The organism is Clostridium sp. HMP27 (assembly GCF_000765165.1).
Taxonomy (GTDB): domain Bacteria; phylum Bacillota; class Clostridia; order Clostridiales; family Clostridiaceae; genus Clostridium_AK.
The window spans coordinates 103,768-128,871 of sequence record NZ_JMFY01000006.1 but is presented as its reverse complement, the minus strand read 5'-3'; the positions used below and the strand labels follow the sequence as shown (position 1 = coordinate 128,871).

At 32.8% G+C, this 25,104-nt stretch carries 25 protein-coding genes; 12 read left to right on the top strand and 13 right to left on the bottom strand.

Annotated elements, in window-relative coordinates; all coding sequences use genetic code 11:
• Together DP68_RS03900 and DP68_RS03895 are read right to left on the bottom strand one after the other, a co-directional pair.
• A partial coding sequence (locus tag DP68_RS03900; RefSeq protein WP_035306328.1) for a cell wall-binding repeat-containing protein occupies positions 1–274 on the bottom strand: 274 nt, incomplete at its 3' end.
• A 225-nt stretch (positions 275–499) separates the two neighbouring features.
• Entirely contained in the window at positions 500–2,335 is a 1,836-nt protein-coding gene (locus tag DP68_RS03895) for a methyl-accepting chemotaxis protein (RefSeq protein WP_052085640.1), read from the bottom strand.
• 256 nt (positions 2,336–2,591) lie between these two features.
• Between DP68_RS03895 and DP68_RS18835 the strand changes: the two genes are divergently transcribed.
• Positions 2,592–3,602: a GGDEF domain-containing protein gene (locus DP68_RS18835; RefSeq protein WP_052085639.1), complete on the top strand. Its 1,011-nt coding sequence runs from the start codon at positions 2,592–2,594 to the stop codon at positions 3,600–3,602.
• 90 nt (positions 3,603–3,692) lie between these two features.
• Here DP68_RS18835 and DP68_RS03885 read toward each other — a convergent pair whose 3' ends face one another.
• On the bottom strand, positions 3,693–4,679 hold the full coding sequence (locus tag DP68_RS03885; RefSeq protein ID WP_052085638.1) for a YkvA family protein: 987 nt from the start codon (positions 4,677–4,679) through the stop codon (positions 3,693–3,695).
• A gap of 316 nt (positions 4,680–4,995) precedes the next feature.
• On the opposite strand from DP68_RS03885, the gene DP68_RS03880 reads away from it, so the two are divergent.
• From DP68_RS03880 to DP68_RS03870, 3 genes are all read left to right on the top strand, one after another.
• Entirely contained in the window at positions 4,996–6,738 is a 1,743-nt protein-coding gene (locus DP68_RS03880; protein ID WP_035306326.1) for an FtsH/Yme1/Tma family ATP-dependent metallopeptidase, read from the top strand.
• Positions 6,739–6,991: 253 nt separating this feature from the next.
• Positions 6,992–9,457 carry a cell wall-binding repeat-containing protein gene (locus DP68_RS18830; protein ID WP_052085637.1) on the top strand — a complete coding sequence of 822 codons (2,466 nt, stop codon included), beginning with the start codon at positions 6,992–6,994 and terminating at the stop codon, positions 9,455–9,457.
• Positions 9,458–9,777: 320 nt separating this feature from the next.
• Positions 9,778–10,944, top strand: a complete 1,167-nt coding sequence (locus tag DP68_RS03870) for an iron-containing alcohol dehydrogenase (RefSeq protein WP_035306323.1) — start codon at positions 9,778–9,780, stop codon at positions 10,942–10,944.
• A gap of 45 nt (positions 10,945–10,989) precedes the next feature.
• Here the strand turns inward: DP68_RS03870 and DP68_RS03865 are convergent, their stop codons facing one another.
• Both DP68_RS03865 and DP68_RS03860 read right to left on the bottom strand, forming a co-directional pair.
• The gene (locus DP68_RS03865; protein ID WP_035306320.1) at positions 10,990–11,352 is read right to left on the bottom strand and encodes a helix-turn-helix domain-containing protein; all 363 of its coding nucleotides are present in this window, start codon (positions 11,350–11,352) and stop codon (positions 10,990–10,992) included.
• Positions 11,353–11,539: 187 nt separating this feature from the next.
• The gene (locus DP68_RS03860) at positions 11,540–12,793 is read right to left on the bottom strand and encodes an Nramp family divalent metal transporter (protein ID WP_035306386.1); all 1,254 of its coding nucleotides are present in this window, start codon (positions 12,791–12,793) and stop codon (positions 11,540–11,542) included.
• A gap of 248 nt (positions 12,794–13,041) precedes the next feature.
• Between DP68_RS03860 and DP68_RS03855 the strand changes: the two genes are divergently transcribed.
• Complete coding sequence (locus DP68_RS03855) at positions 13,042–13,509, top strand: iron dependent repressor, metal binding and dimerization domain protein (RefSeq protein ID WP_035306316.1); 468 nt, start codon at positions 13,042–13,044, stop codon at positions 13,507–13,509.
• A gap of 153 nt (positions 13,510–13,662) precedes the next feature.
• On the opposite strand, the gene DP68_RS03850 is transcribed toward DP68_RS03855, so the two are convergent.
• The 3 genes from DP68_RS03850 to aroE all read right to left on the bottom strand — a co-directional run bounded on the left by DP68_RS03850 (position 13,663) and on the right by aroE (position 15,502).
• Positions 13,663–14,163: a GNAT family N-acetyltransferase gene (locus DP68_RS03850; RefSeq protein ID WP_035306313.1), complete on the bottom strand. Its 501-nt coding sequence runs from the start codon at positions 14,161–14,163 to the stop codon at positions 13,663–13,665.
• Between the two features lie 115 nt (positions 14,164–14,278).
• Positions 14,279–14,671: a hypothetical protein gene (locus DP68_RS03845; RefSeq protein WP_035306312.1), complete on the bottom strand. Its 393-nt coding sequence runs from the start codon at positions 14,669–14,671 to the stop codon at positions 14,279–14,281.
• A gap of 27 nt (positions 14,672–14,698) precedes the next feature.
• The gene (gene aroE / locus DP68_RS03840; RefSeq protein ID WP_035306309.1) at positions 14,699–15,502 is read right to left on the bottom strand and encodes a shikimate dehydrogenase; all 804 of its coding nucleotides are present in this window, start codon (positions 15,500–15,502) and stop codon (positions 14,699–14,701) included.
• A gap of 963 nt (positions 15,503–16,465) precedes the next feature.
• Here aroE and DP68_RS03835 point away from each other — a divergent pair.
• Both DP68_RS03835 and DP68_RS03830 read left to right on the top strand, forming a co-directional pair.
• Positions 16,466–16,654: a ferredoxin gene (locus DP68_RS03835; RefSeq protein ID WP_035306306.1), complete on the top strand. Its 189-nt coding sequence runs from the start codon at positions 16,466–16,468 to the stop codon at positions 16,652–16,654.
• Between the two features lie 57 nt (positions 16,655–16,711).
• A complete protein-coding gene (locus DP68_RS03830) occupies positions 16,712–17,053 on the top strand; it encodes a cupin domain-containing protein (RefSeq protein ID WP_035306303.1) in 342 nt (113 codons plus the stop codon).
• A 113-nt stretch (positions 17,054–17,166) separates the two neighbouring features.
• On the opposite strand, the gene DP68_RS03825 is transcribed toward DP68_RS03830, so the two are convergent.
• From DP68_RS03825 to DP68_RS03805, 5 genes are all read right to left on the bottom strand, one after another.
• A complete protein-coding gene (locus DP68_RS03825) occupies positions 17,167–17,733 on the bottom strand; it encodes a nitroreductase family protein (protein ID WP_035306302.1) in 567 nt (188 codons plus the stop codon).
• A gap of 63 nt (positions 17,734–17,796) precedes the next feature.
• Positions 17,797–18,504, bottom strand: coding sequence for a TMEM165/GDT1 family protein (locus DP68_RS03820; RefSeq protein ID WP_035306299.1), 708 nt, complete (start codon positions 18,502–18,504; stop codon positions 17,797–17,799).
• A 415-nt stretch (positions 18,505–18,919) separates the two neighbouring features.
• Complete coding sequence (locus tag DP68_RS03815; protein ID WP_052085636.1) at positions 18,920–19,909, bottom strand: ABC transporter substrate-binding protein; 990 nt, start codon at positions 19,907–19,909, stop codon at positions 18,920–18,922.
• A gap of 94 nt (positions 19,910–20,003) precedes the next feature.
• A complete protein-coding gene (locus DP68_RS03810) occupies positions 20,004–20,771 on the bottom strand; it encodes an ABC transporter ATP-binding protein (RefSeq protein WP_291547094.1) in 768 nt (255 codons plus the stop codon).
• Positions 20,765–21,715: an ABC transporter permease subunit gene (locus tag DP68_RS03805; RefSeq protein WP_052085635.1), complete on the bottom strand. Its 951-nt coding sequence runs from the start codon at positions 21,713–21,715 to the stop codon at positions 20,765–20,767. The genes DP68_RS03810 and DP68_RS03805 overlap by 7 nt, the downstream gene beginning before the upstream one ends.
• A gap of 423 nt (positions 21,716–22,138) precedes the next feature.
• Between DP68_RS03805 and DP68_RS03800 the strand changes: the two genes are divergently transcribed.
• The 5 genes from DP68_RS03800 to spoVAE are packed head-to-tail and all read left to right on the top strand — an operon-like array spanning position 22,139 to position 25,096.
• Positions 22,139–22,345, top strand: a complete 207-nt coding sequence (locus DP68_RS03800; RefSeq protein ID WP_035306293.1) for a DUF1657 domain-containing protein — start codon at positions 22,139–22,141, stop codon at positions 22,343–22,345.
• A gap of 13 nt (positions 22,346–22,358) precedes the next feature.
• On the top strand, positions 22,359–23,219 hold the full coding sequence (locus DP68_RS03795) for a DUF421 domain-containing protein (protein WP_035306291.1): 861 nt from the start codon (positions 22,359–22,361) through the stop codon (positions 23,217–23,219).
• A gap of 26 nt (positions 23,220–23,245) precedes the next feature.
• Positions 23,246–23,725 (top strand): stage V sporulation protein AC, encoded by a 480-nt coding sequence (gene spoVAC, locus DP68_RS03790; protein WP_035306288.1) that lies wholly within the window; start codon positions 23,246–23,248, stop codon positions 23,723–23,725.
• Positions 23,726–24,727 carry a stage V sporulation protein AD gene (gene spoVAD, locus DP68_RS03785; protein ID WP_035306286.1) on the top strand — a complete coding sequence of 334 codons (1,002 nt, stop codon included), beginning with the start codon at positions 23,726–23,728 and terminating at the stop codon, positions 24,725–24,727.
• Between the two features lie 15 nt (positions 24,728–24,742).
• Positions 24,743–25,096 carry a stage V sporulation protein AE gene (gene spoVAE / locus DP68_RS03780; protein ID WP_035306283.1) on the top strand — a complete coding sequence of 118 codons (354 nt, stop codon included), beginning with the start codon at positions 24,743–24,745 and terminating at the stop codon, positions 25,094–25,096.
• Positions 25,097–25,104: the final 8 nt, after the last annotated feature.

Here is a 25,104-nt window from a genome sequence, read left to right as displayed (position 1 = left end):
GTAGTGGAGCATTTAACTTTTTAGCAAGAGTGCTAGCACTTAATCCATCTGCAAAACCAAAACCAGATGTAATAACTACGTTTTCTAATTCACCAAAGCCTATTTCCTCTGCAATAGCTCTTGATGTTTTAAATCTGTCTAAGCCTTGAACTCTTTTTACATTGTTTGTTCCCTCTACTGTTTCAGCTTGTACACTTATTGGATTAAATCCCTGTGCAACTGCAACAGCTAAGATAGTTGTGATCATTAACCTTGAAACTCTTTTAAAATTCATGTATTCTTCCTCCACCCTTTATGTAAAAATTAATACAATGTAAATTTTACATTAAATTACTGTTAAAATCTATGTAATAGTACTGGTAGGTATTCCATTTATAGACATATGTGCGCTCTTTACATAATACAATATAGATTTTAAATTTTGACTTGAGTGCTTAAAAAAACGAAGGCTTTTTTCTAAAAAAGCCTTCGTAAAATAACATACTATTTATTTATAAGTTTATTCCATATACGATTCTTCATCAACAGCCGCTAGTTCTTGCACACTAGCATTCTCATCACTATTTATTAACTCATATTCGTCATTTACTACTAGCTGATTACCAGGTTCATTCCCCTTCTCATTACTTGCTAGCTTAAACTTTTTCACATCATTCATCATCTCTTTGGTCATGCTGCTTAATTCTTCAGAAGTTTTTGCCACTTGATGAGATGATGAATTACTTTCCTGTGCAGCTGCTGCAATTTCTTCTGAAGATGCCGATACCTCTTCTGCAATTGCAGAAACCTGTTGTATCTTTTCTAATATTATATCCTTTTCCTCATTTATATTTAAAGCTGTAGAATTGACTGCTTCTATTTCAGGTATAACTTCTTCTACTGCTTTCAATATATTTTTGAAGGAATTAATTGTAACATTTATTATGTTTACTTGGCTCGTTAACTCCTCCTCCATATTTCCTGTATTTTTAACCATTACATTAGTTTCACTTGAAATGCCGTCAATTAAAGAATTAATATTCTTAGAAGAAACTTTAGACTGCTCTGCAAGTTTTCTTATTTCATCTGCAACTACTGAAAATCCCTTTCCTGCTTCTCCCGCTCTAGCTGCTTCAATGGCTGCATTTAATGCAAGTAAATTTGTCTGATCAGCTATATTATTTATAACCTCAGTTATTTCATTTATTTGACTAATATTTTCACCAAGATTTATAACCTTACTTGCAAATCCACCAAAGGAATCTTTTATATTGTTTATAGACTTTACCAGTGCTAACATATTAACATCACTTTCATTTGCCATAGCACTTATATGATGTGATTTTCCATCAATGCCTTTTATAGCTTGTATGATATTTTCTAATTCCACACTAAAATCATCTAAAATATTTACTATAGTGGATATTTCTTCAGCTTGGGAACTTGTCCCCTCCGCTGCATCCTGTATAGAATTTGCTACATTTTCAGAGGAAGCTGACATCTCATCTGCTATAGTGGATAAATCACTAGACTTCTTATCTATAAAATTAGATCTTTCTTTGACTTCTGTTATCATACTAGAAATATTGTCAATAGTTTTAGCCAGTGCCCTATTCATAAGCCCAAATTCTGATTTGCTTTCTGTATCTAATGAAATCCTAAAATCACCTTCAGCTACTGTATTTAAACTATTTATGTGATTTTTCATTGAAGCATTTATAAACTTAATAATCATATAAGAAATAGTTCCAAAAACAAATATGCATATTGAAATAATTAATATAAGTAATTTTTTTCTTCCATAATACAATTCATCACCCTTAATATTTAAATCTTCTGCTGAGTACATATTCATATATTTAAGAGCTTCAATACTCATATCTACTTCTTCCCCTAGGTCGTGTAATTCACTTAATTCACTTGTAGTTAATTTCTGGCCGTTTTTTACTCTATCCTTTTTCTTTTGCCATGCATTTATAAAAACATTATATTGATCCTCAACACTTAAAAGCATTTTTTCTTCATCATCTTGCATATTGCTATCCTTATAAGCTTGAAATCTTCCCTTAATTTTTTCATCATATTCATCTATTTCACTGGTATTTACAATACTATTCTCTTGTGACATTTTAGATATAGATAGTCTAATCTTTAGTACATCTCCTCTAATATCTCCAACATATGAAATAGGCAGAAGTTTGCTATCATATACCTCACCTAAATGATTATTAATTTTGTTCATTCCCTTATATCCAACTTCACTTATTAAAACTAAGCATAATATTGAAAACACTGACATAAACAAAATTACTGTTTTAATCTTTAAATTTCTGAACTTTTTTAATATACGCTTCATACCTTTCCGCCCCCTATGCTGATTTATATGATTTCTTTCATAATTAATACACCGAATAACCCATTTGTCTTCCTGTAAAACATATATGTACGCCAATGCCGTTATAAAATCTTACCACATATATTCCTGTTATGCAACTATATCCCAAATATTCAAGTGTTATAAAAATATCAAGGTCATATTTTCTACTACAAACATACTATAATATTAGGAAAACTAATTTAATATAAAATACTACTTTAAAAGGTGGTTTATGATGTGTATTAACATTAAAGAGAAAGCATTGTTTAAAAAAATATGTATTACTGAAAATAAAAGTCTTATCATCACGTTGGTTTTAAATACATTATTATCTATAGGATTTATTTGTTTGATGATATATTTACTTGTAATTGGAAGGGCTAATCACTTTCTGGGACTAAATTGGGCAGAAAGAATAAACTATGAACTTATTATTATTAGGGCATCAATAGCAAATATATTGCAGCTTACTCTTTTATTTATTAGGCGCATTTTTCAAACTCGCAAAAATTTAAAAAAAGACTTTATGGCTAATTCTATAGCCATTGTAACTTATTTATATGTAGTAACCCTTGTAAGCCTCATAATAAAATTTTTCGAAATAGCCGTACTTATAAATAAGATAATAATCTTCCTAAATGTAATTGGTTTTTTCATCATGCTTTACTATGTATACATTATTTTAAGAACCTTCGAACTTCTTCATGCTCGCTTAGAAGACGAAGAAACACTTTCCAAACATTTATACAAGCTGTCTTATACGGATAAATTGACTGGACTTGTAAATAGATGCTACTTATTATCCTTATTTGATGATTATCTAAAAAAATATGACAGCAGTAACTTCATGCTTGGAATTTTATTTTTGGATTTAGATGGATTTAAACCTGTAAACGATAATTTTGGACATGATGTTGGTGATGAAGTTCTTAAGGAAGTAAGTAGACGTCTTACAAAAAGCGTAAGAAATATTGATACTGTGGCCAGAATAGGCGGAGATGAATTCGTTATCTTAATACCTTATATAGTTGATGACATAATACTTAAAATAATTGCTTCACGTGTTATTGAAGTGATAAATGAAAAAATATATATTAATAATCATGAATTTACCATTGGTGTGAGTATAGGTATTTCAATTTACTCCAAAGACGGGTTTGTAATGGACGAATTAATAAAAAAGGCTGATCTTGCAATGTACAGGGTAAAAAAGGCCGGAAAAAATGGATATGAATTTTACTCATAATTATTTTAAGGAAATTTATAGGGAAATTACATCGTAATTCCCCCATATTTCCCCGGCAATTTTTTACTTTTATCGAGGAATATTCCTTAATTAATGGTTGTTTTCCTCTACATTGTTATGCGTAATTTCAACCTTTTTCCCCATTTTCTCCATACCCCTTTTTATATATGAGCCAAGCTTATTTACTTTATCTGCACCAACATAGTTTGAAATTGTCTTTACTCCTTTTTTTACAATAAGAATTATATCTCCCTTTCCCTGCCAGTTTTCTAATATTATTTCCTCAGGAACTTCATTTAGTATAGTATTTAACCCATAAAAAGCTATTGCAATGTCATCTATTTGGCCTACAAATGGTATAAAATCCGGTAATATATCAATGGGGATAGCAAGATATCCTGCCACGGCTGCTACCTTTGCCTTAGTTTTAGAATCCACTCTTGGATCCTTAAAGAGTCTCCATAAAAGTGCTGCTATATCTGGAACGAGCATTGCATATTCTTTAATACTTTCGTATTTATTAGGAATCTTAACATCCATTGCTGCTCTAAATTTTGTATAGGAATCCTCAGTAGTTTTCCTATCCATGTGATAAATTATCTTTTCTTCTTGAGGCTTTAAGGTTTCCTTATCCTTAGAATAAACTAAATCTTCTACATCAGCTACTATCTGTCCGTGAACAAGAGATATATTTTTAACCTTCATATTTACATTAGGTATAAGCTTTATTATAGTATCGAGATCTACTGTAATTACGTCACCTTCAACCTCAACACCATATGCCTCGGTCTTCTTCCCTGCCTGCTTCAATATGATATTTTTTATACCAGCAAACACCCCGATTTTTGCAACCTTCACGTCAAAAATTTTTACTTTAACCTTATTGTCTATTACATTTCCAAGGCCAACTACTGCGGTAAATGGAATCTCTACCCCCTTTTTATAACTTCCGTGAACATTTATAAGTTCTCCTACCTCTAAATTATTAAATTTTAGCCCCTCTAAATCAATGAACTCATTTAATCCCTTTAATATCTCTTCCTCATGAAGAGTAAGTTTTACTGAACTTACTTTCATATTAATCAACTCCCTCACATATTTTAAATTTCCTATTAAAACATTAATTTATACCTATAATATTAAATTCCTAATTAGTACTCCTAAGTGCCCAGGAATTATACCTTACGGCAAGTTACTGTGTATTAATTACTAAAATGCTAGTTACTATATATAAGATTATACCCTAAATAGAAATTTCTGCAATTACTAAGAAAGCTTCCATAAATTACTTTAGTAAAAATTATGAGATTTATTAGACAATATCAAATAGCTATTATAGAATAATAAATGTTCGATGGCTCCAAACTATAATAGAAATCTCGGAGGTATCTTAATGAATATGATGAAGAAAAAGCCCTTTTTATTACCATTGATAACTGCTGCACTATCTTTAGTGCTACTTATAACATCTCAAATTGGTTTCAAAACTACTGAAAATAAATCTTACGTAAACTTCTTAAAGGATTTAAACTCTCATAAAATAAGTAAAGTTTACTTATCCCCTGATCCTCAGCTTAAGGTTGTATTAAGTGATGGAACATCTTATGAAACAGACAACCCTCGTATAGACACATTTAAGGAAGTTCTTTTAAAAGAAGGCGTTAAAGTTTTAGAGTACTCTCCTACAGAAAAAAGTTCTGTAATATTTGGTTCAGCTTTTTTAGTATCAATTATCTCTTTAGTATTTGTAATGGCTAAAAAATCTGGTTTATCAAATAAAGGACTACTTAGTGTGGACAAACTTGAAACATCTGCACTAGAAGACACACCTTTCACCTTTGAAAATGTTGCAGGAAATGAAGAAGCAAAGGAAAGTGTTAAAGATGTAGTGGATTTCTTAAAAAATCCTGAAAAGTATGCAGCTTATGGCGCTAGAATGCCTAAGGGAGTTATACTTTACGGGGATCCAGGTACAGGTAAAACATTGCTTGCAAAGGCTGTTGCTGGAGAAGCTGGAGTTCCTTTTTATGCAATGTCAGGTTCTGACTTCGTTCAAGTTTATGTAGGTGTTGGTGCAAGTAGAGTAAGACAATTATTTAAGAAGGCAAGGCAAAATGGTAAAGCCGTAATATTTATTGATGAAATAGATGCAATAGGTAAGAAAAGAGATGGTGGAAAAGCTGGTGGCTCTGATGAAAAAGATCAAACATTAAATGCACTTCTTACTGAAATGTCAGGCTTTAATGAAAAGGAAGGCATAATCATCATGGCAGCAACAAATAGACTGGATATATTAGATGAAGCACTTTTAAGACCAGGTAGATTTGATAGACACATAGAAATTATGCTGCCAGATATATCTGCTCGAGAAAAAATATTAAATCTTCACTTAAAAAATAAACCAGTTGGAAATATTGACGCTCATGAATGGGCACAAAAGGCATCTGGCTTTTCTGGAGCTAAACTTGAAAGTCTTGTAAATGAAGCTGCAATACTTGCTTGTAAAGATGAAGCAGAAGCAATTGAAAACATCCACATGGACAAGGCATTTTCAATAGTTATAGCAGGTCATGAAAAACAAGACAGAGATTATATAACTGAAAAGGACAGAAAGGTTACAGCTTATCACGAAACAGGACATGCTCTTGTGGGACTTAAGATGCTGCCTAATGAAAAGGTATCTAAGATAACAATAATCCCAAGCACAAAGGGTGCTGGTGGATATACAATGACAATCCCAGAGGACAAGCTATATCAAGATAAAACCTATTTAAAGAGAAGAATAATGATGCTTCTTGGTGGACGTGCTGCTGAAGAAATAATATTTGGTGAAGACAACATCACAACAGGAGCTAGCCACGATTTAAAACAATGTACAAACATTGCTTATCACATGCTTGGTGCATATGGTATGGGAAAATCCCTAGGTCTTTTAAGCATAGAAGCTCTAGGTGAAGCAAATGCAAAACAAGCAGACTTAGTTAATGAATGTAAGGAATTAATCGATTCACTATATGAAGAAACAAAAGCTCTTTTATTAAAAGAAAGAGATCTTTTAGAAGCTATAACTCAGGAACTTTTAGAAAAAGAAACTATTCACAATGAAAAACTTATGGAAATTGTGAACAAATTGTAAAGTGCCACCCACGTGACAAGTGGCAAGTTAGAGGAGGACTTTGTGATGCAAAGTCCTTTTTTTATATTATATTTCCTAATTAATTTACACCAAGTCATCCATATATACCATATATTAACTGTTAACTTTTTACCAAACCCATGTTATCATTTTATTAAATTAAGGTACAAGAGAAAAACTTCACTACTACGTAATTTCTCTTTACTTTTATTCAGCATAAAAAATATTAACAACGAAAGGATTGAATGTAATCGTGACCAAAGGAAAACTCTTAGCTGCTTTAGTGCTTTCTATTTGTACAACCCTTACCTCATCTTGCCTTTTATCTACAAATGTCCATGCAGCAACTCCATCCGTAGATAGATTATATGGACAAGATAGATATAGCACAAATTTATCAATCATTAAGAAAGGCTGGACTAAATCTTCTTATGCCGTAATTGCAAGTGGAGAGGCATTCCCTGATGCCCTTTGTGCAACTCCTTTAGCCAAAAGTAAAAATGCTCCTATATTTTTAACTTCCAAAAATGGCTTAAACCTTGATGCTTTAAAATCACTTAAAGATTTAGAGGTTAAAAATGCCTATATCATTGGTGGTACAGGAGTTGTTTCTCCAAATATTGAAGAGCAATTAAAGACACTTAATGTAACTACAACTAGACTCTCTGGAAAGGATCGCTATGAAACTTCAGTGAAAATAGCTGAAATGCTTGGTACCCAAAATGGAATTGCTGTGGCATCCAGTGAAAACTTTCCAGATGCATTAAGCATGGCTCCTATTGCAGGAGAAATGCAAATGCCAATTTTGTTATCTAGCCAAAGCAAATTACCTGACAAAGTAAGCGCCTTTATTAAGGATAAGAATATTCCCGTTTCTTATATTATTGGTGGAACAGGCTCTATAGGTGAAAGTGTACAAGCATCATTAACAAATCCTAAAAGACTAAGCGGACTAAATAGATTTGATACCAATATCTCTATACTTAAAGAATTCCAAGGTAAAATTGATTTCACTAATTTGTATGTGGCTTCAGGTAAGAACTTTCCAGATGCCTTATCAGGAAGTGCTTTAGCTGCCTCAAAAGATGCACCAATTGTATTAGTAGACAGCACTCTTCCCCAAATAACAAAATCTTATTTAAGTCTTCAAAGTACTAAAAATATAAGTATCATTGGTGGTACAGGAGCTATTAGTGATTCCTTAAAAAATACAATAAAAGATGAGGTAAAAACTTTTATTATTACTAAAGCAGATAATATTTCAGACATGGCATTTATAGGAGAAGATTATACATTTCCCTCTAATGTGTTAGTAATGTATGATGGTGCACCTAGCAACATATTAAGCTATAGTATAGCTAAAAAACTTGTTCCCGTTAAATGGGAAGAAGACTCTCTGGATACTTCCACTGCTGGAACTCACATTATTTATGGAACTATTGATGGTTGGGACAAGAAGATAAAACTTACCGTAAAAGTTGTTGAAGAAACTGGAAGTGTATATGGAAATCTTACAAACGGTGGGCAGCTTGCATACTATAAGGGCAATATTTATTTTACAGCTTATTTTGATAATGATAAATTATATAAACTTAGCTATAATGGTACAGGTTTGATAAAGATAAGTGATGATAAAGTTGACCAAATAAATATAGTACATGATTGGATTTATTATAGAAATTTATCTGATGGAAAAAAAATTTATAAAATGAAATTAGACGGCTCAGAAAAAACACAAATAGTAAGCGAATCTGTGTATAGTCTTCTTGTTGTAGGCGATGATATTTATTACAGCTATGGACAAAGATATAACTCAGCCTTTTATAAATGTAAGGTTGACGGCTCATCTAAAGTTAAGATTGGTGATGAGCTAGCTTCTAAAATGATTGTAGAAGATGGTTACCTATATTATATCAGCCAAATAGATAACCACTTCTTATATAAAATGAACCTTGATGGAACAAATAAAATAAAAATGTTAGATTATGGTGTTGGTATTTTTGATGTTGAAGACGGTTGGATTTACTATGAAAGTGAACGTGATAATCGTATTCATAAGATGACTGTGGATGGCTTAAATGATACCTCACTTAATGCGCGGACATTTGATACTCTTAATGTATATGATGGATGGATTTATTTTTCTGCAGACACTCCTGGTGGTGGTTTACGTAGAGTGCGTACAGATGGCTCTGATTTAACTCAGCTGTCATATAATCTAGCAGATGGAATTACTCCAATGGGTGAATGGATTTTTTATCAGTCTTTTGACCAAGATTCTCAAAACTATACTCTTAGACAAATGAAGTTAGATGAAAGTGTGGATGTACCATTTTTAGGTTCTTATATCCTTGATAAAGAACCCAATGATTCCTTGTTCTTTGCACAGTCTTATACACCTAATGAAAATATAAATTATTCTCCTTTAATCTCCGGTTACTTAAAACCTAAGGATGATGACTTATATAAAGTAACCAATACTAAGCTTCAAAATTTAAATATATTTGTAGATATACCATTAGGACGAGTTCAAACATCAGTATCTATAATGGACAGCAGCGGTAAAATACTTGCTACTTCTCCTGTAGATTTAGATACTGGATCAGCAGGAATTTCAATTGAACTTCCTAAAGGAACTTACTATATTAAATTTTCATCCACAGAAGCCCTAGACTCCCCTGCCCATTATGAAGCCATAGCTTGGTTTGGTGAATGGTAAAAAAGAAAAGTGCCCCCCACGTGACAAGTGGCAAGTTACTGAGATTTTGCTGTGCAAAATCCTAGAGTCTGTTAAGAAGTTTGTGCAAACTTCTTAACAGACTCTTTTTGTCCCCTAAAACTTTTTCTCCTTTGAAACATCATATTTCCTACCTTTTTGAAACTGTCCTACCGAAAAGTGCCTACTTTTTTTCTGAAATTAATAGGCTTATACTAATACTCGTGCTAAGGCACAAAGAAAAAACAAAAGTTCAGGTAATAAATTTACAAATAATAACTTGCTAATAATTAAAAGCAATTAATTAAAGGGAGGAAATATAAATGCAAAGATTTACTATACCAAGAGATGTTTATTTTGGAGAAAATGCTCTAGAGCATTTAAAATTAGTAAAGGGAACTAAGGCAATGCTTGTTATTGGTTCTCAAAGATTAATAAAGGATGGAACAGTTCCAAAGATACAAGAATTATTAAAAGAAGCTAATATTCAAACTTCAGTATTTTCAGGAGTTGAAAATGACCCTTCAGTAGAAACAGTTATGAAAGGTGTCCAGGCCATGAAAGAATTTACTCCTGATTTGATAATTGGTGTAGGTGGTGGTTCACCAATAGATGCTGCTAAAGCAATGTGGATATTTTATGAGTATCCAGAGTTCACTTTTAAAGAGGCTGCTAAACCATTTAACTTACCAGAATTAAGACAAAAGGCTAAATTTATAGCTATACCAACTACAAGTGGTACTGGTTCAGAAGTTACTGCATTTTCAATAATAACTGATGAAAAAACAGGCATTAAATATCCAATAGCTGACTATAACATAACTCCAGATATCGCTATAGTTGATACTAATTTAGTACAAAGTATGACTCCATCACTAGTTGCTAATACTGGAATGGATGCTTTAACTCACTCTTTTGAAGCTTATGTTTCAAAAGTTAGAAACCCAATAACTGATGCTTTAGCTGTGAAATCAATAGAAATGACTGTTGATAATTTAGTTAAATCCTTTAACGGACAAGAAGAGGCTAGAAAACAAATGCATATAGCTCAATGTTTAGCTGGAATGGCTTTTTCAAATGCAATACTTGGAATAGTTCACTCAATGGCTCATAAAACCGGAAAGATTTTCAATATTCCTCATGGACTTGCAAATGCAATATACCTTCCATATGCTATACAATTCAATGCTAAAGCTGCTGGAGCTACTTACGCTGATATAGCTAAAAGATTAGGATTAAAAGGTTCAACAACAGATGAATTAGTTCAATCATTAATAGAATTAGTCAAAAATTTTAGAGTTAGTATGAACATGCCCGCTACCTTAAAAGAGTTTGGAGTATCTGAAGAAGACTTTAAAGCTAATTTAAATAAAATTTCTGAGGGTGCAGTAGTCGATGCTTGTACAAGTACTAATCCAAGAGAAATATCTGTGGAAGAAATGAAGCAATTATTTCAAGCTACTTATTACGGAACAGAAGTAACATTCTAAATTTATAAAAAAATATACAGCTGGTTTTAGTCAGCTGTATATTCCCTATTTATGGTTTGAATTTCTATAATTATCAACAAAATACTTCCCCCACTTATCCATTTCTTCTAATATAGGGATTAAATCATTCCCCAATTTTGTAAGTGAATATTCAACCATAGGAGGCACTTCAGGATAAACAGTTCTATGAACTAATCCATTTTGCTCTAGATCCTTTAACTGCTGACTCAGCATCTTTTGGGTTATTCCTGGAATTAATCTTTTGAACTCATTATATCTTATAACCTTATGAAGATTAAGGTTCCAAATAATAAGAGCTTTCCATTTTCCAGACAAAATTTCCAACGTGACTTCAATTTCACATCTATAATTGTTACAACTAACCTTATTTAACCTATCTTCTGGCATAATTTCACTTCCTTGCGTACATCAACTCGGTTACTTAGTTTATTAATCCATTCATCTCTATCATGTAATTATATACAAAAGCATGAATGAAGGCAAATAAGTAAAAATCAAATTAAAATAACTCCTTCCTAAATAAAAAGGTCATGGATAATTCAGTATTAAAACTTATGTTTATCCATGACTTTTTTTATACATTTCCAGTGAAGGTTAAGTATAAAAGTACCACATTCAATGCAATAATTATTGAAGCAATTGCCCAGCCAACTATCTTTGCCCAAGACTTATTTACAAATTCGCCCATGAGTTTTTTATTGCTTGTAATAATTATCATAGGAATTATCGCTGCTGGCAGCGCAAAACTTAGACTAGCTTGGCTTATAACTAATGCTTTCATGGGATTTACTCCAGCAAGTATTACAATGGCACCTGGAAGCATTGTTATTATTCTTCTTAAGTTGATAGGAATTTTAAAATCCACAAATCCATCCATAACAGTTTCTCCAGCCATGGCTCCTACTGATGATGAGGAAAATCCTGAAGCAAGCAAAGCAACTGCAAATGCACCACTTGATAGTGATCCTAGAAGTGGCTCAAGAGATCTGTGTGCAACTTCTATTGAATCAACCACCATCCCCCTACTAAAAAACACTGATGCAGAAATTACCACCATTGCAGCATTTACAATAAATGCGATATTCATAGCTATAACAACATCAATCTTTTCCATGAAAAAGTGCCTTTTCTTTTCTTGTAATGTCATTCCTTCATTACGACTTTGAACAAGCTGAGAATGAAGATATATTACATGAGGCATAACTGTAGCCCCCAGCATACTTACAGCAATTAAAACCGCTTGACCATTGGGCAGTGAAGGAACTAGTGTATGAAGAGCTACCTGTGGCCAATCAGGCTTTGCAAGAAATAACTCTATAGTGTATGCGCCGCATATTACCGCAATAAGCAAAGTAATAACTATCTCTACAATCCTTTGGCCATACTTTTGCAGGTAAGTGATTATAAATGTTACTACAGTAGTTAACACAACAGAATACCCCAAGGGAATCCCAAATAACAAGTAAAAACCTAGTACTGCTCCTATAAATTCAGCCATGGTGGTTGCCATTGCTGCAATTGCTGCTACAATATAAAAAAGCCAATTCACTCTCTTTGAAAATACTTCTTTGCACATTTGAGGTAAATTTTTTCCTGTAGCTATGCCTAGTTTAGCAGACATAACCTGTAAAAATATAGCCATTATGTTACTCCATAAAATAACCCACACAAGACCATAATTAAATATTGACCCTCCAGTGATATTTGCAGCAAAATTTCCTGGGTCCACATAAGCAACGCTCACTATAAACGCAGGTCCTAAAAACTTTAATAACTGCTTAAATCTTTTTATTATATTTAAACTACTATTTGTTCTTACTTTATGCAATTCAAAGCTTGCTGCTTTATCTATTGCCCTTTCATTATCCACGGATATCTCCTCCTATATATTGGTGCAGTTTAGCTAACCATCAAACAGTTACTGAGGATTAAAAGTATTAGCCTTAGCTAACTTTCCTACACTATATAAGTTATGAATATTGATATAAAAAGGTTACATGGTAGTAATTTTTTAATTTATCCCTGCATATAATTTACTTGGAACCTATATAAATTTTATAAAGCTGGTGATGTATTATGGATAACAATGAATTTTATACTTTTAATGAATATATGAAAAAAGAAGAGAATCTCCTTACAGCATCCATGGAAGATTATCTTGAAATGATATACAGGCTTTCTATAAACACTGGATTTACAAGAATCCATGAATTATCAGATGCACTAAATGTACAGCCCCCATCTGCTACTAAGATGGTGCAGAAACTCAGTGAATTTAAACTTGTAAAATATGAAAAGTATGGATATATAATGCTTGAGGAAAGTGGAAAAAACCTTGGAAAATCATTAATCAAACGTCATAACACCATTGCTGCTCTTCTAAAGGTTTTAGGGGTATCCGAAAAAACAATACTGGCTGAAACCGAAAAAGTTGAGCACACATTAAGTGATAAAACCATTAAATGCTTTGAGGAGTACGTAAATTTTATAAAGGATAATCCTGACGTGATTATTAAATTTAATGAATATAAAAATGCCACCTAAAGGTGCCACCCACGTGGCAAGTGGCAAGTTGGAATAAATTAATTAGATATTAAATACTCAATAAATGAACCATGGATAATTCAGCTTTAGAAACTGATATTGATCCATGGTTTTCATTTTAAATTCTAGTTAGCATGTTTCCACACATAAAACTTAATCTATGCCAACTACTTTACTTCTTCTCTCCATTAAAACTACATCATGCCATATCCCCTCATTGGTCTTAGCTATCTTTTCTCTTATTCCTATTTCTCTAAAACCGCACTTTTTATGAAGGGCTATGCTTGCACTATTTTGTCTTATAATCGAAGAATACAAAGTCCAAAAGCCACTTTCTTCTGATAGTTTAATTAAATGTTCAAAGAGGGCCGTTCCTACACCTTGTCCTTTATATTTTTCTCCTATGTAAATACTAACTTCTACTACTCCTACATAGCAGCATCTACCTGAGGTCGGACTCAGTGCTGCCCAACCTAATACATTATCCCCTAAACGTGCAACTAATCTGCATGAATTAATATGACCACTATTCCACTCTTCCCAAGTAGGTGCTTCCGTCTGAAATGTTGCTCTCTTTGTCTTTATTCCCTCTAAATAAATATTCTTTACCTGTTCCCAATCAGATGATTTCATTTCTTCAATTTTATATTCCATGCACTATCCCCCTATTATTTTTATTAAATTTAATAACAATTTTCATGCTCTGTTTAATTCTTTTTAATCTAGCTCCCAGAAAGCCTTTTTGCTACCTTGTCTAACCAGCTTCCCCCTAAGTCCTTTTAGAAAACTCTGTTTTGCACCTTGAGCAAGTAATTGTAACTTTTCCCTTCCCTTTTGGTACACGAAGCTTTAGCTTACAGTTTGGGCATTTGAAAATTCGGTGGGTCTTCATAGATTTTATTTCATCAGACTTATTTATAAATTTATGGGATATCTTATTCCACCACTGTAAAAATACCATATTCTCTTTTCGTCGTTTTATAATGTCACGAGATAATATTCTAAATAAACATATTCCCCACAAAATATAACCAATGATCATTAGAGCTTTAATACCTGTAATAGAAACTATTAAAGAAATTGCCATATAACCTACTATTAAAGCTATACATATATAATCTACACCATTTCTCCCAATCATAAATCTTCTTAACCAGTTCATTATTTTTACCCCTTCCGAAATTATACTTTATTTAATTTCCTCATAAATTTTATCCACAGTTTCTTTATTAATTATTATACTATTCCACAACTCCTGTGCCTTTACCGCTTGCCCTATTAACATATATAAACCATTTACTCCTTGTATTCCTTGCTCTCTTGCGTATTTAAGCAATAAGGTTTCTTCAGGATTATAAATCAAATCAATAACAGAGCTAAACTTTGAAACGTCTTCCTTACTTAAAGGAGAGCTTTCTACATTAGGGTACATTCCTAGTGGAGTACAGTTAATTACTATATCTTCATTATTTAGATACTTAATTTTATTATAATCAATAGCTTTAAATTCATTAAACTTTTTCTTACATTGTTCTTCATTTCTGGTTGCAAAAGTAACTTCATTCACACCATTGTCTAAGAGGAATTGAAGCACAGCTTGGGAAGCTCCCCCTGAACCCAAAATAACTGCATTTTTTCCTTTTACTTTCACATTAAATTTATCCAGCATCATTCCAAAACCATAATAGTCTGTATTATATCCTATAGTTTTTCCATCTTTAAAGCATATTGTATTAACTGCCCCTATGTTCTTGCCTTCTAGTGATACATCGTCTAAATATTTTACTACATCAACCTTGTAGGGAATGGTGACATTTACTCCTGTTACTTTTAGAGCTTTAAACCCTAAGACTGCATTATGCAGCTCCGCCTTATTCACTTCGAATAAATGATAGTATCCTTCTATATCTAATTCTTTAAATATTAGTGAATGTATTTGCGGCGAAAAACTATGCCCAAGCTTTTCTCCCAATAATCCATATAATTTTTTCAAAATATTATCCCCCTTTATTATAAAATAGTATATACACAATACCTATCTCTACTATTTTAATTTTTATTTGTTATTATAGCATAATTAAAGGAAATTGCGACGTTTTTAATGTTGAATCTTCCGTATGGGATTTGTATTTAGGAAGGCGTTCACTACGTAAAGAAGCTCTAATATTTCTCAATTTAAAGCACCTAAACTTTTTAAACTCGCTGTCGCTCAGACAGTAAAAAGTTCTTTACGGTGCTTTAAATTCATAAATAAAGAACTTCTAATTACTTGTTCAAAGCCTTCTACAATGCAAATCCCATACTAAATTCAACATTAAAAATGTCTTCATGTATACTGCTGAAGGAAGAAATTTCGCCTTGGCGAAAGTTTCTTTAAATGGGCACTTATCAAAGGACTGATAAGCCCGCAGACCGATAGGTCGTAAAATGTTAATCATTCTATTTTCGCTAAAAACCTTTATTATATTATCTTATCTTTAACTTGTAAATTAAATTTTCTCATTTATTCCGTATCAGCTCTTGTAACGTCCGGGCTGCCGCCCTAAAAGATCTTTGTGTACTAATTCCTAAAATATTTTAGAAATTCAGTTTGCTGAATTTCTTCCTTCAGCTGTTCACATGAAGAACTTTTTAATGCTCTAGAAGTATAGAATTTTCATCGTAGAAGGTATTGGATGAGCCTTAGAACGGCTTTATTTATAAATTTAAAATACCGTTAAGAACCGCCTACTGTCTGAGTGATAGCGAGTTTAAGCGGTTTAGGAATTTTAAATTTATAGATATTAGCTGTTCTCGGCAAAATGAACGCCTTCCTAGATGAAAATTCTATACGACCCAGAGCATTAAAAATGTCGTAATATTTCTAGTTTTTGATTTAAATCACATTATTTTTAATGCTAATGATTTACAATTTAAACATAGAAGATATAAAAATAATTTATAAGGGGTGTTATTTATGAAAGCGTTTGTTGATAAAGATACCTGTATAGGATGCGGATTATGCGCTGGAATGTGTCCGGAAATCTTTGAAATGAAAGATGATGGGAAAGCAGAAGCATCAGAAAATGAAATTTTGGAAACACTAATAGAAAGTGCAAAGGATGCTGAAACAAGCTGCCCAGTAAATGCAATAATAATTGAATAATATAAGCTTGCTTAAAGCATAAATCTTTCACAGAAATTTATTTATGGAGGGATAATTATGAAAATAGAAAAAATATCAGATAAAATGGTGTACTTAGATGAGACTATTACAAAGAGAGTTCTTTTTAATGAAAATAAGATTCTTAATTTTATTTTAAATCTAAAACCTGGCCAAGAAGTGCCTCCTCACAACCATGAAAATAGCGATCTTATTGTTCATGTGCTTGTAGGTGAAGGAGAAGTTACTGTAGAGGGAACTATGAGTAAGCTTACTGAAGGTGATGTTTTACATTGCGATGGAGCAGCAATGTTTGCTTTAAAAAATACAGGAGATAAAAACATGTCCTGCTTTGTTATTCTAACGCCAAACCCATCCACTATATATTCTAAAGAAATATAGAAAAAATGCTAAGCATTTTTTAGCAGCCAGTTACTAGTAACCAGTGACCAATAAAATATAGTTTTGCCTTATAAAACATCTACATTGGTTACTGGTTACTAGCATACTGATTATTATAAAATTAAATCATCCAACTCTCTCTTAGGTACATGGTGCACTGCATTTTCATCTCGCCAATATTTAATGTCTCCATTTTCATTCATAGATTCAATAACCACTTCTTCCTTTGGATAACCTAATGCTAATACAAGCGTTATTTCATATCTCTCATCTAAATTAAGCGCCTCAGCTAATTTTTTCTTATTAATATTTTTAATGAAACACCCTCCAAGACCTTTTTCAACAGCACCAAGTAAAATGCTTTGACCTGCTATTCCTTCATCCTGTGGTAAAGTAACACCTAGAGACGTATCACTAACAACTACTAAATACGCACTTGGTCTTTCTCCTTCTTCTGGGCCGCTCCAGTCTTTCAAATACCCTGCCCACCCTAAGCAATCATATATCTTATCATTTTTCTCCTTAGTATTTGATATAAAATATTTTAATCCCTGTCTATTAGCACCTGAAGGTGATAATCTAGCCAAATCTACAAGCTCTCTTAAAGTGTCCATTTCAATAGTTTTATCCTCATAAAATCTTCTATAGGATCTATTTTTTAATATAAATTCTTTAATCATTTTTTACGCCTCTCAATCTTATTTCCATTTTTAAGTATATGCTTGAATATTTCTGTTATATATCTATTTTATCTCACTTTGTGCATTACTCTTTTCTGCTGAAACTATATTAGAAACCTCATCATGATATGCAAATTTAACTCCTGCTAAGTATATAAGTATTGCTATTATTATAAGATATAAACTTATATATGCTGCGTTTAGCATACTTGCAGGGACTGAACCATATAGTGTTAAAGTTCCAAAGAACATAAATATTATTCCTGCTATCCACTTTATGTATACCTCAGGAATATTTTTGCACATCCATGCTCCACCTATAATTCCTATACTATCTGCAACCATCATACCAACGGTTGTTCCCATAAGTATATAAATTGGTTGTTGATATTGTGCTGAAATAGCTATAGTCATAAGCTGAGTCTTATCTCCCATTTCTGCTAGAAAAAATGCTATAGCTACGGTAACAACTGGACCAAACTTAGCCTTTTTCTCATTTTCATCATCAATTTTATCTCCTCTTAACGTCCAAAGACCAAAGATTAAAAATGATATTGCTGCAACAATTTTTACATTATTCATTGGAATAAAAGCACTTAAATAGCTTCCAACTGCTACAGCAAGAGCATGATTAAAAATAGTAGCAATAAAGACTCCTATAAGTACCTGCTTTGCCTTGTATTTACTTGCCATAGCCATTGCTAGCAGCTGAGTTTTATCACCCATTTCTGCCACAACTACAAATAATAATGCTTTGATAAATGCTGTCATTATTATGACCTCCTTTTTAAACTAAAATATAAAAAATTAAAGACCTTCAGCACAACGCTTATCTTTGTGTTGAAAATCTTTTTTAACATAATTATTACGCTAAAAAAGACCTTCAACACAACGACAAATAAGCCATTGTGCTAAAAGTCTCACTTGACTAAAATAAGCCACGATAAAGCCAGACTCGAAAGCCAGTATGTTGACTTTATCACCCTAATACGGGCAGCTACTCCCTTTTAACATTAAAGTAATTTCTTTACTAATTTGTTTTCATAGTATCACAAATAAAATAATTAATCAATATTAATAATTTTAGCTATTGTCTACTATTCACTTGCCATGTGGGTGGCACGTGACATCTGAGCTTCCATTTTATCACTTGCCACTTGCCACGTGGGTGGCACTTTATTTTACTTTATTTTATAAAAGTGTCGTCTACAAGCTGGTCAACATCTGTTGCTTGATCAAGTATTCCTTGTTTTTTCATAGCATCTAAAGTATTTTTAAAGTCTACCTTTGCCTTTTCTTTATCAGATACAAACTTATAATCTCCAATTAGTTTGCTGTTTGCAACTTCATCTCCGCTACTTACATATTTCTTATCAACGGCCATTTTTCCTGCATCTTCATGATTGTGTTGTACCCATTCATTTGCTTCTTTCCAAGCATTATCAATTGCCTTTGCAATTTCAGGTTTATCCTTGGCAAGTTTTCCATTTACCCCTAAGAAGCAGCAGTAACTGTCCTGTGCACCATTTTCACTATTGTTGTTTCCAAATATCTTTCTAGCCTTTCCTGAAGATACTGCCATGGCTCCATATGGATCCCAAGCTGCAAATGCATCAATATCCCCCTTGTCAAGAGCCTGCTGCAGGTTGGCCTGAGGATATACTCTCCACTCTACATCAGTTTTTGCATCAATATTATATTTACCAAGTTCAAGAGTTAAAAGTACCTGAGGAACTCCCCCTATAGCATCTATACCTATTTTCTTACCCTTTAAGTCCTTAACAGATTGTATTTTTGAGTCCTTTGATACAACTCCTTGGATACATCCTGTATGTACTCCATTTGTAAGTTTAATATTAAGTCCCTGTTCTATTGCCTTAAACATTCCTGGAGAAATTTGAGCTCCATCTATTTTTCCTGAAGCAAGTCCTTCTTTAAGAGTTTCTGAGTTTATATTTACAAGTTCTACATCTAAACCATACTTCTTAAAAGTACCATTTTCAACTGCTGCATATAGTGGCGCCTCACAAGTACCGTTATATGTTCCAAGCGTAACCTTTGTAAGTTCACCCTTTGCATCCTTTGAAGCAGTTTCTTTTGATTTGCTTGAACATCCTGTTGCAAGCACCGCTGTAATTGATAATACACTAATAATTCTTATAATACCTTTTTTCAAAATTGTTACCCCCTAAATATTTATTTTGCATGATTTATATGAATATTTAAATCCGTTATAAGCCAATATGCCTCAATTTATCATATATTTCATCTCAATCCTTTTTAGCAAAATTAAGCACTTCTAATATTTCATTTCTAAGTTCCGTAAATTCCTTACCATTTCTTCTTCTTGGTCTAGCCATATTAACATCTATAACCTTTTGAACTCGACCAGGGCGTGGTGACATTATTACTATCTTGTCGCTAAGATAAATTGCCTCGTCCACATCATGAGTAACCAGAATCATTGTGCTTTTACGTTCTTTCCATATTCTTAGTATTTCATCCTGCATATACATACGAGTGAAAGCATCTAGCGCTCCTAAAGGTTCATCTAAAAGCAGCACCTTAGGATGATTTACTAAGGCTCTTGCAATAGCTACTCTCTGAGCCATTCCCCCAGATAATTGATGAGGATAGGACTTTTCAAAACCCTTAAGTCCAACAAGGTCAATGTATTCTGTTACATCATTTTTTCTTTCCTTATACAATTTTCTAGCAACAAGCCCTGTAGCCACATTATCATGGACATTAAGCCATGGAAATAACGTTGGGTCTTGAAATACTAATCCTCTTTCATAACTTGGACCATTAATTTCATCATTGTCTAATAATGTACCTCCATTACTTGGCTTTTGAAGGCCTGCAATTATTCTAAGTAATGTTGACTTTCCACAGCCACTTGGTCCTACAATTGATACAAATTCTCCAGCATTAAATTCTAAATTAACTTTATCTAAGGCTGTCATTTTATTACCTTCATGGTCTATAAACTCACAGCTCAAATTTTTCACTAATATTTTTCCTTCGCTCTTTACCATTTTATAAGCCCCCTTTGCCATATCAGTATTCTATCTCTAACCTTAAATAATAGCGTTATAATTGTAGAGAATAATAGGGACATAACAACTAAGCTCGCATAAACCTTTTTATATTCTGCCCATCCTTGAGCCCAGTTAATATACCATCCAAGACCAGCTTTAACTCCTAACATTTCTGCTACTATTAATGTAACAAAAGATGTTCCAAGACCCATAAATAATCCTATAAATATATTTGGCAAAGCTGAAGGCAGTGCTACTTTAAATATTAAATACCACTTGTTAGCACCAAGGGTTTCTGCTACCTCAAAATATGACTTTCTAACATTTGCAATTCCAGAGCTTGTCATAACCGTAACTGGAAACCACACTGTTAGTGCCAGTATAAATATACTTGCAGCAAAGCTTGTAGGAAAAACCGTCATTGCAATTGGAATCCATGCTGTTGCCGGTATTGGTCCTATGACCTTTTGCAGCGGGGAAAGCCAATAGTTTAATTTTTTATTCCAACCAATCATTGTACCTGTGATAAGTCCTAGAACTGCTCCTACAAAATAACCTAAAAACAGCATTCTAAGTGAATATAGCGCACTTGTTAAAAGCATTTTCCAATCAGTTATCATAGCATCCACTACTTGTCCTGGTGCCGGAAAATATGGTAGTGGTAATATCCTTGTTTTAGCTGTTAATACTTCCATTAAGGATAATATAAAAATCGCCACCGTAATTAATGGTGCCTTTTCCTTTAAATTATGTAAAAGCTTTTTGTTTTTCAATGAAATAAGTATTAATAATAAAAATATTATTGCAAATGTACAAATAAAAGGAACCCAGTAAACTGTTCTATATGCCTGTATTTTATTAGGTACAAATTTACTAATAAGCATTGCAATAGCTGAAGCTACTAATGGTAAAAAAATCTTAAAATTAAGCCTACTCTTCATTTCAACACCTCCAGATTGTTATAGTATTCATATATAAATACTAGGTTTAACTATTAATTAATACATCTCAATTTCATTGAGATGCTTTATTTTGTAATTTATATAATTTTATTATTTTACTTTAAATTGACGTCATCTTTATAACTATTCCTATAGGTTTACTTAGTTTTATTATGTTCATTTTATATTTTTATTCATAATATGTCAATACATATAGTTAATTTCACCAAACAATTACTTTTCAAAATGTTTACCTCTATTTAATAATTTGTTAAATAACATATTGAATAAAAAAATATAAAAATTTTACTGAAAAACTAATATTTTTTATGAATACTACTAATAATAAACTGGCAACCTTTTAATATATTTTTAAAATTAATAATCACTTAAGATAAATGACGTTCTAAGGAGGTATTCAAGGTGACAGTTGGTTCAAAAGTCAAACAAACTCTTGCTAATTTAAAAGGAATTGAAAGTACACTTAGGATTTATTCACTACAAAGCAGAAATGAAGAAGAAAAAAGTGCTTATAAAGAAGCATTAAAAGATGCTGAATCTGTAATTTATGATATGGAAAATAGAATTAAAACACTAGAATTTGAAGAACCACAATATAAAGGTAATTAAGTGAGGGATATATATGCAAGCTTGGTTTATAGTACTTTTAAGAACTGTAGTTTTATTTTTTGTAGCTTTAGGCATAACTAAAATTGTAGGAAATGAAAATTTATCGAAGTCTTCCCCTTTTAAAGTCATAAGTTACATATTTGTATCTATAATAACGGTTTTGATTTCTTTAGGTTTAGTACCAAACATTGCTTTTGCCTTTGTTGCCCTAGCAAGCTGGGTTTTACTCTTGCTTGCACTAGATTATTTATCGTTAAAAAGTAAAAAACTTCATGATTTCATAAATGGAAAAGAAACAGTTCTTATGAAAGACGGTAAAGTTCTTGAAAACAACTTAATGCAAGTAAAGTTTACAGGTGACGAGCTTTTAAGGGAGCTGCGTTCAAAAAGTGCCTTTAACTTAGCTGATGTGGAGTTTGCAGTTATGGAAACCACAGGAGATGTAAACGTCCTATTAAAATCTGATAAAAAACCTGTAACCCCTCATGACTTACATCAAAAGGTTAATCCCACTTCAGAGCCTGAGACTGTAATATTAGATGGAAATATCCTTGATGAAGGCTTAAAAAATATAGGGCTTAACAGAGAATGGTTAAAGGTTCAATTATCCAGCTCTGGAGTATCACTAGATAATGTATTTATTGCTCAAGCTGATTCTTCTGGTGATTTGTATATAGATCTTTTTATGGATTCTATAGACGTACCTCAGGCTAAAGTTAAGGAATTGCTATATGCAAGTATTGCCAAAGCTCAATCTGATTTACTTTCATTTTCTTTAGAGGTAAATAACCCGGAGGTTAAAAAGGCATACTTTAACAATGCAAATAGATTAAAAAAGGTCATGGATAAATTAGAGCCTTATCTTATGCGTTAGATAAATTTTATTGGAAGGTGATTTTTGTGTCTAGCAAAAAAAAGAAAGAATTAACTCCTACTCAACAGGAATATCAAGACTTTGCAAAGGATAGAGAACCCAAACGCCCTGTTTTTAAGAACTGTATAAGAGCTTTTTTAGTTGGAGGACTTATATGTGCTATAGGTCAAATCTTACAATTCTTTTTTATTAAAAACTTTAACTTTACTCCTGAAACTGCAGGCAATCCGACTTCTGCAGTACTTATAATAGTTTCTATTACACTTACTGGCTTTGGAGTTTTTGACCATATTGCACAATGGGCGGGAGCTGGTACTGCAATCCCAATTACTGGTTTTGCAAATACCATGGCATCAGCTGCCATTGAACACAGAACTGAGGGATATGTTTTAGGCGTTGGCGGAAATATGTTCAAACTTGCAGGTTCTGTTATTGTATTTGGAACATTTTCTGCCTTTGTAGTTGCAATAATAAAACTTACTCTTCAATGGTTGGGGGCGATGTAAATGCTTAAAGGCAATCAATCATGGATTTTTGAATCAAAACCTGTAATTATATCTTCTGCTGCTGTAGGTGGACCTTTTGAAGCAAAAGGTAATTTGGCTAACGACTTTGATATACTTCATGAAGATACATGGATTGGCCAAGATAGTTTTGAAAAAGCAGAAAAAACACTTTTACAAGAAGCTTGCGAAACTGCAATTCACAAAGCCAATATGAAAAAAGAAGATATCACTTTTTTCTTAAGTGGTGACCTTATGAATCAAATAATTTCTAGCAGCTTTGCAGCTAGAAGCCTTGGAATACCCTATCTTGGAATATTTGGAGCCTGTTCAAGTGCTATAGAAGGTTTAGCTATAGGTTCACAGCTTATAGACAGTGGTGCTGCCAATTACATAATTGCCGCTGCATCAAGTCATAATGTAGCTGCAGAAAAACTTTTTAGATATCCTACAGAATATGGAGCACAAAAACCTCCAACTGCTCAATGGACCGTAACTGGTGCTGGAGCAGGCCTGGTTGCTTCAAAGGGCACTGGTCCTAAAGTAACTTCAGCTACCATTGGTCATGTGGTTGATATGGGAATTACAGATCCATATAATATGGGAGCAGCTATGGCCCCTGCTGCGGTAGATACAATTGAAGCACATTTTAGAGATTTAAACATAGATCCAACTTACTATGATTTGATTGCAACAGGAGATTTAGGAAGGGTTGGTCATCAAATATGTGCTGATTTATTAACTAAGCATGGATTAATAATCCCTAAAAAGACTTTTACTGATTGTGGACTATTGATTTATAAGGAAGACCAGCCAGTATTTGCTGGAGCTAGTGGATGTGCTTGCTCAGCAACAGTATTACATGGTCATTTATTAAACCGCATGAAAAAAGGAGAGCTTAAAAGGATATTAATCATTGGTACTGGGGCACTTCTATCTCCTTTGTCCTATCAACAAAAGGAAAGTATCCCTTGCATAGCTCATGCAGTATCTATAGAAATGTAAAAGAGGTGCAAACATATGGAGAAAATATTTTGGGCATTTATTGTAGGTGGTGGAATATGTGTTTTAGGACAAATAATGATGGATGTATTTAAACTCACTCCTGCCCATACAACAAGTACAATGGTAGTTATGGGAGCTATACTTGGAGGTCTTGGATGGTATGATCCTCTGATAAAGTTTGCAGGAGCTGGGGCCTCTACTCCAATAATGAGTTTTGGAAACGCCTTAGTTAAAGGAGCCCTAGTGGAAGCGCAAAAGACTGGATTTATTGGTGTACTTACGGGGATTTTTGAAATAACCAGTGCAGGAATTTCCGCTGCTATAATATTTGCGTTTTTGGCATCACTTATATTCAAACCAAAAGGATAATGAAAGGA

Coding starts and splice junctions, on each gene's coding strand:
- DP68_RS03855 (WP_035306316.1), top strand. CDS start 13,042: ATGGATAACAATGAATTTTATACTTTTAATGAATATATGAAAAAAGAA.
- DP68_RS03850 (WP_035306313.1), bottom strand. CDS start 14,163: ATGGAATATAAAATTGAAGAAATGAAATCATCTGATTGGGAACAGGTA.
- DP68_RS03805 (WP_052085635.1), bottom strand. CDS start 21,715: ATGAAGAGTAGGCTTAATTTTAAGATTTTTTTACCATTAGTAGCTTCA.
- DP68_RS03845 (WP_035306312.1), bottom strand. CDS start 14,671: ATGAACTGGTTAAGAAGATTTATGATTGGGAGAAATGGTGTAGATTAT.
- DP68_RS03885 (WP_052085638.1), bottom strand. CDS start 4,679: ATGAAAGTAAGTTCAGTAAAACTTACTCTTCATGAGGAAGAGATATTA.
- DP68_RS03825 (WP_035306302.1), bottom strand. CDS start 17,733: ATGATTAAAGAATTTATATTAAAAAATAGATCCTATAGAAGATTTTAT.
- DP68_RS03830 (WP_035306303.1), top strand. CDS start 16,712: ATGAAAATAGAAAAAATATCAGATAAAATGGTGTACTTAGATGAGACT.
- DP68_RS03895 (WP_052085640.1), bottom strand. CDS start 2,335: ATGAAGCGTATATTAAAAAAGTTCAGAAATTTAAAGATTAAAACAGTA.
- spoVAD (WP_035306286.1), top strand. CDS start 23,726: ATGCTTAAAGGCAATCAATCATGGATTTTTGAATCAAAACCTGTAATT.
- DP68_RS03865 (WP_035306320.1), bottom strand. CDS start 11,352: ATGCCAGAAGATAGGTTAAATAAGGTTAGTTGTAACAATTATAGATGT.
- spoVAE (WP_035306283.1), top strand. CDS start 24,743: ATGGAGAAAATATTTTGGGCATTTATTGTAGGTGGTGGAATATGTGTT.
- DP68_RS03820 (WP_035306299.1), bottom strand. CDS start 18,504: ATGACAGCATTTATCAAAGCATTATTATTTGTAGTTGTGGCAGAAATG.
- DP68_RS03795 (WP_035306291.1), top strand. CDS start 22,359: ATGCAAGCTTGGTTTATAGTACTTTTAAGAACTGTAGTTTTATTTTTT.
- DP68_RS18835 (WP_052085639.1), top strand. CDS start 2,592: ATGTGTATTAACATTAAAGAGAAAGCATTGTTTAAAAAAATATGTATT.
- DP68_RS03810 (WP_291547094.1), bottom strand. CDS start 20,771: ATGGTAAAGAGCGAAGGAAAAATATTAGTGAAAAATTTGAGCTGTGAG.
- DP68_RS03880 (WP_035306326.1), top strand. CDS start 4,996: ATGAATATGATGAAGAAAAAGCCCTTTTTATTACCATTGATAACTGCT.
- DP68_RS03835 (WP_035306306.1), top strand. CDS start 16,466: ATGAAAGCGTTTGTTGATAAAGATACCTGTATAGGATGCGGATTATGC.
- DP68_RS03870 (WP_035306323.1), top strand. CDS start 9,778: ATGCAAAGATTTACTATACCAAGAGATGTTTATTTTGGAGAAAATGCT.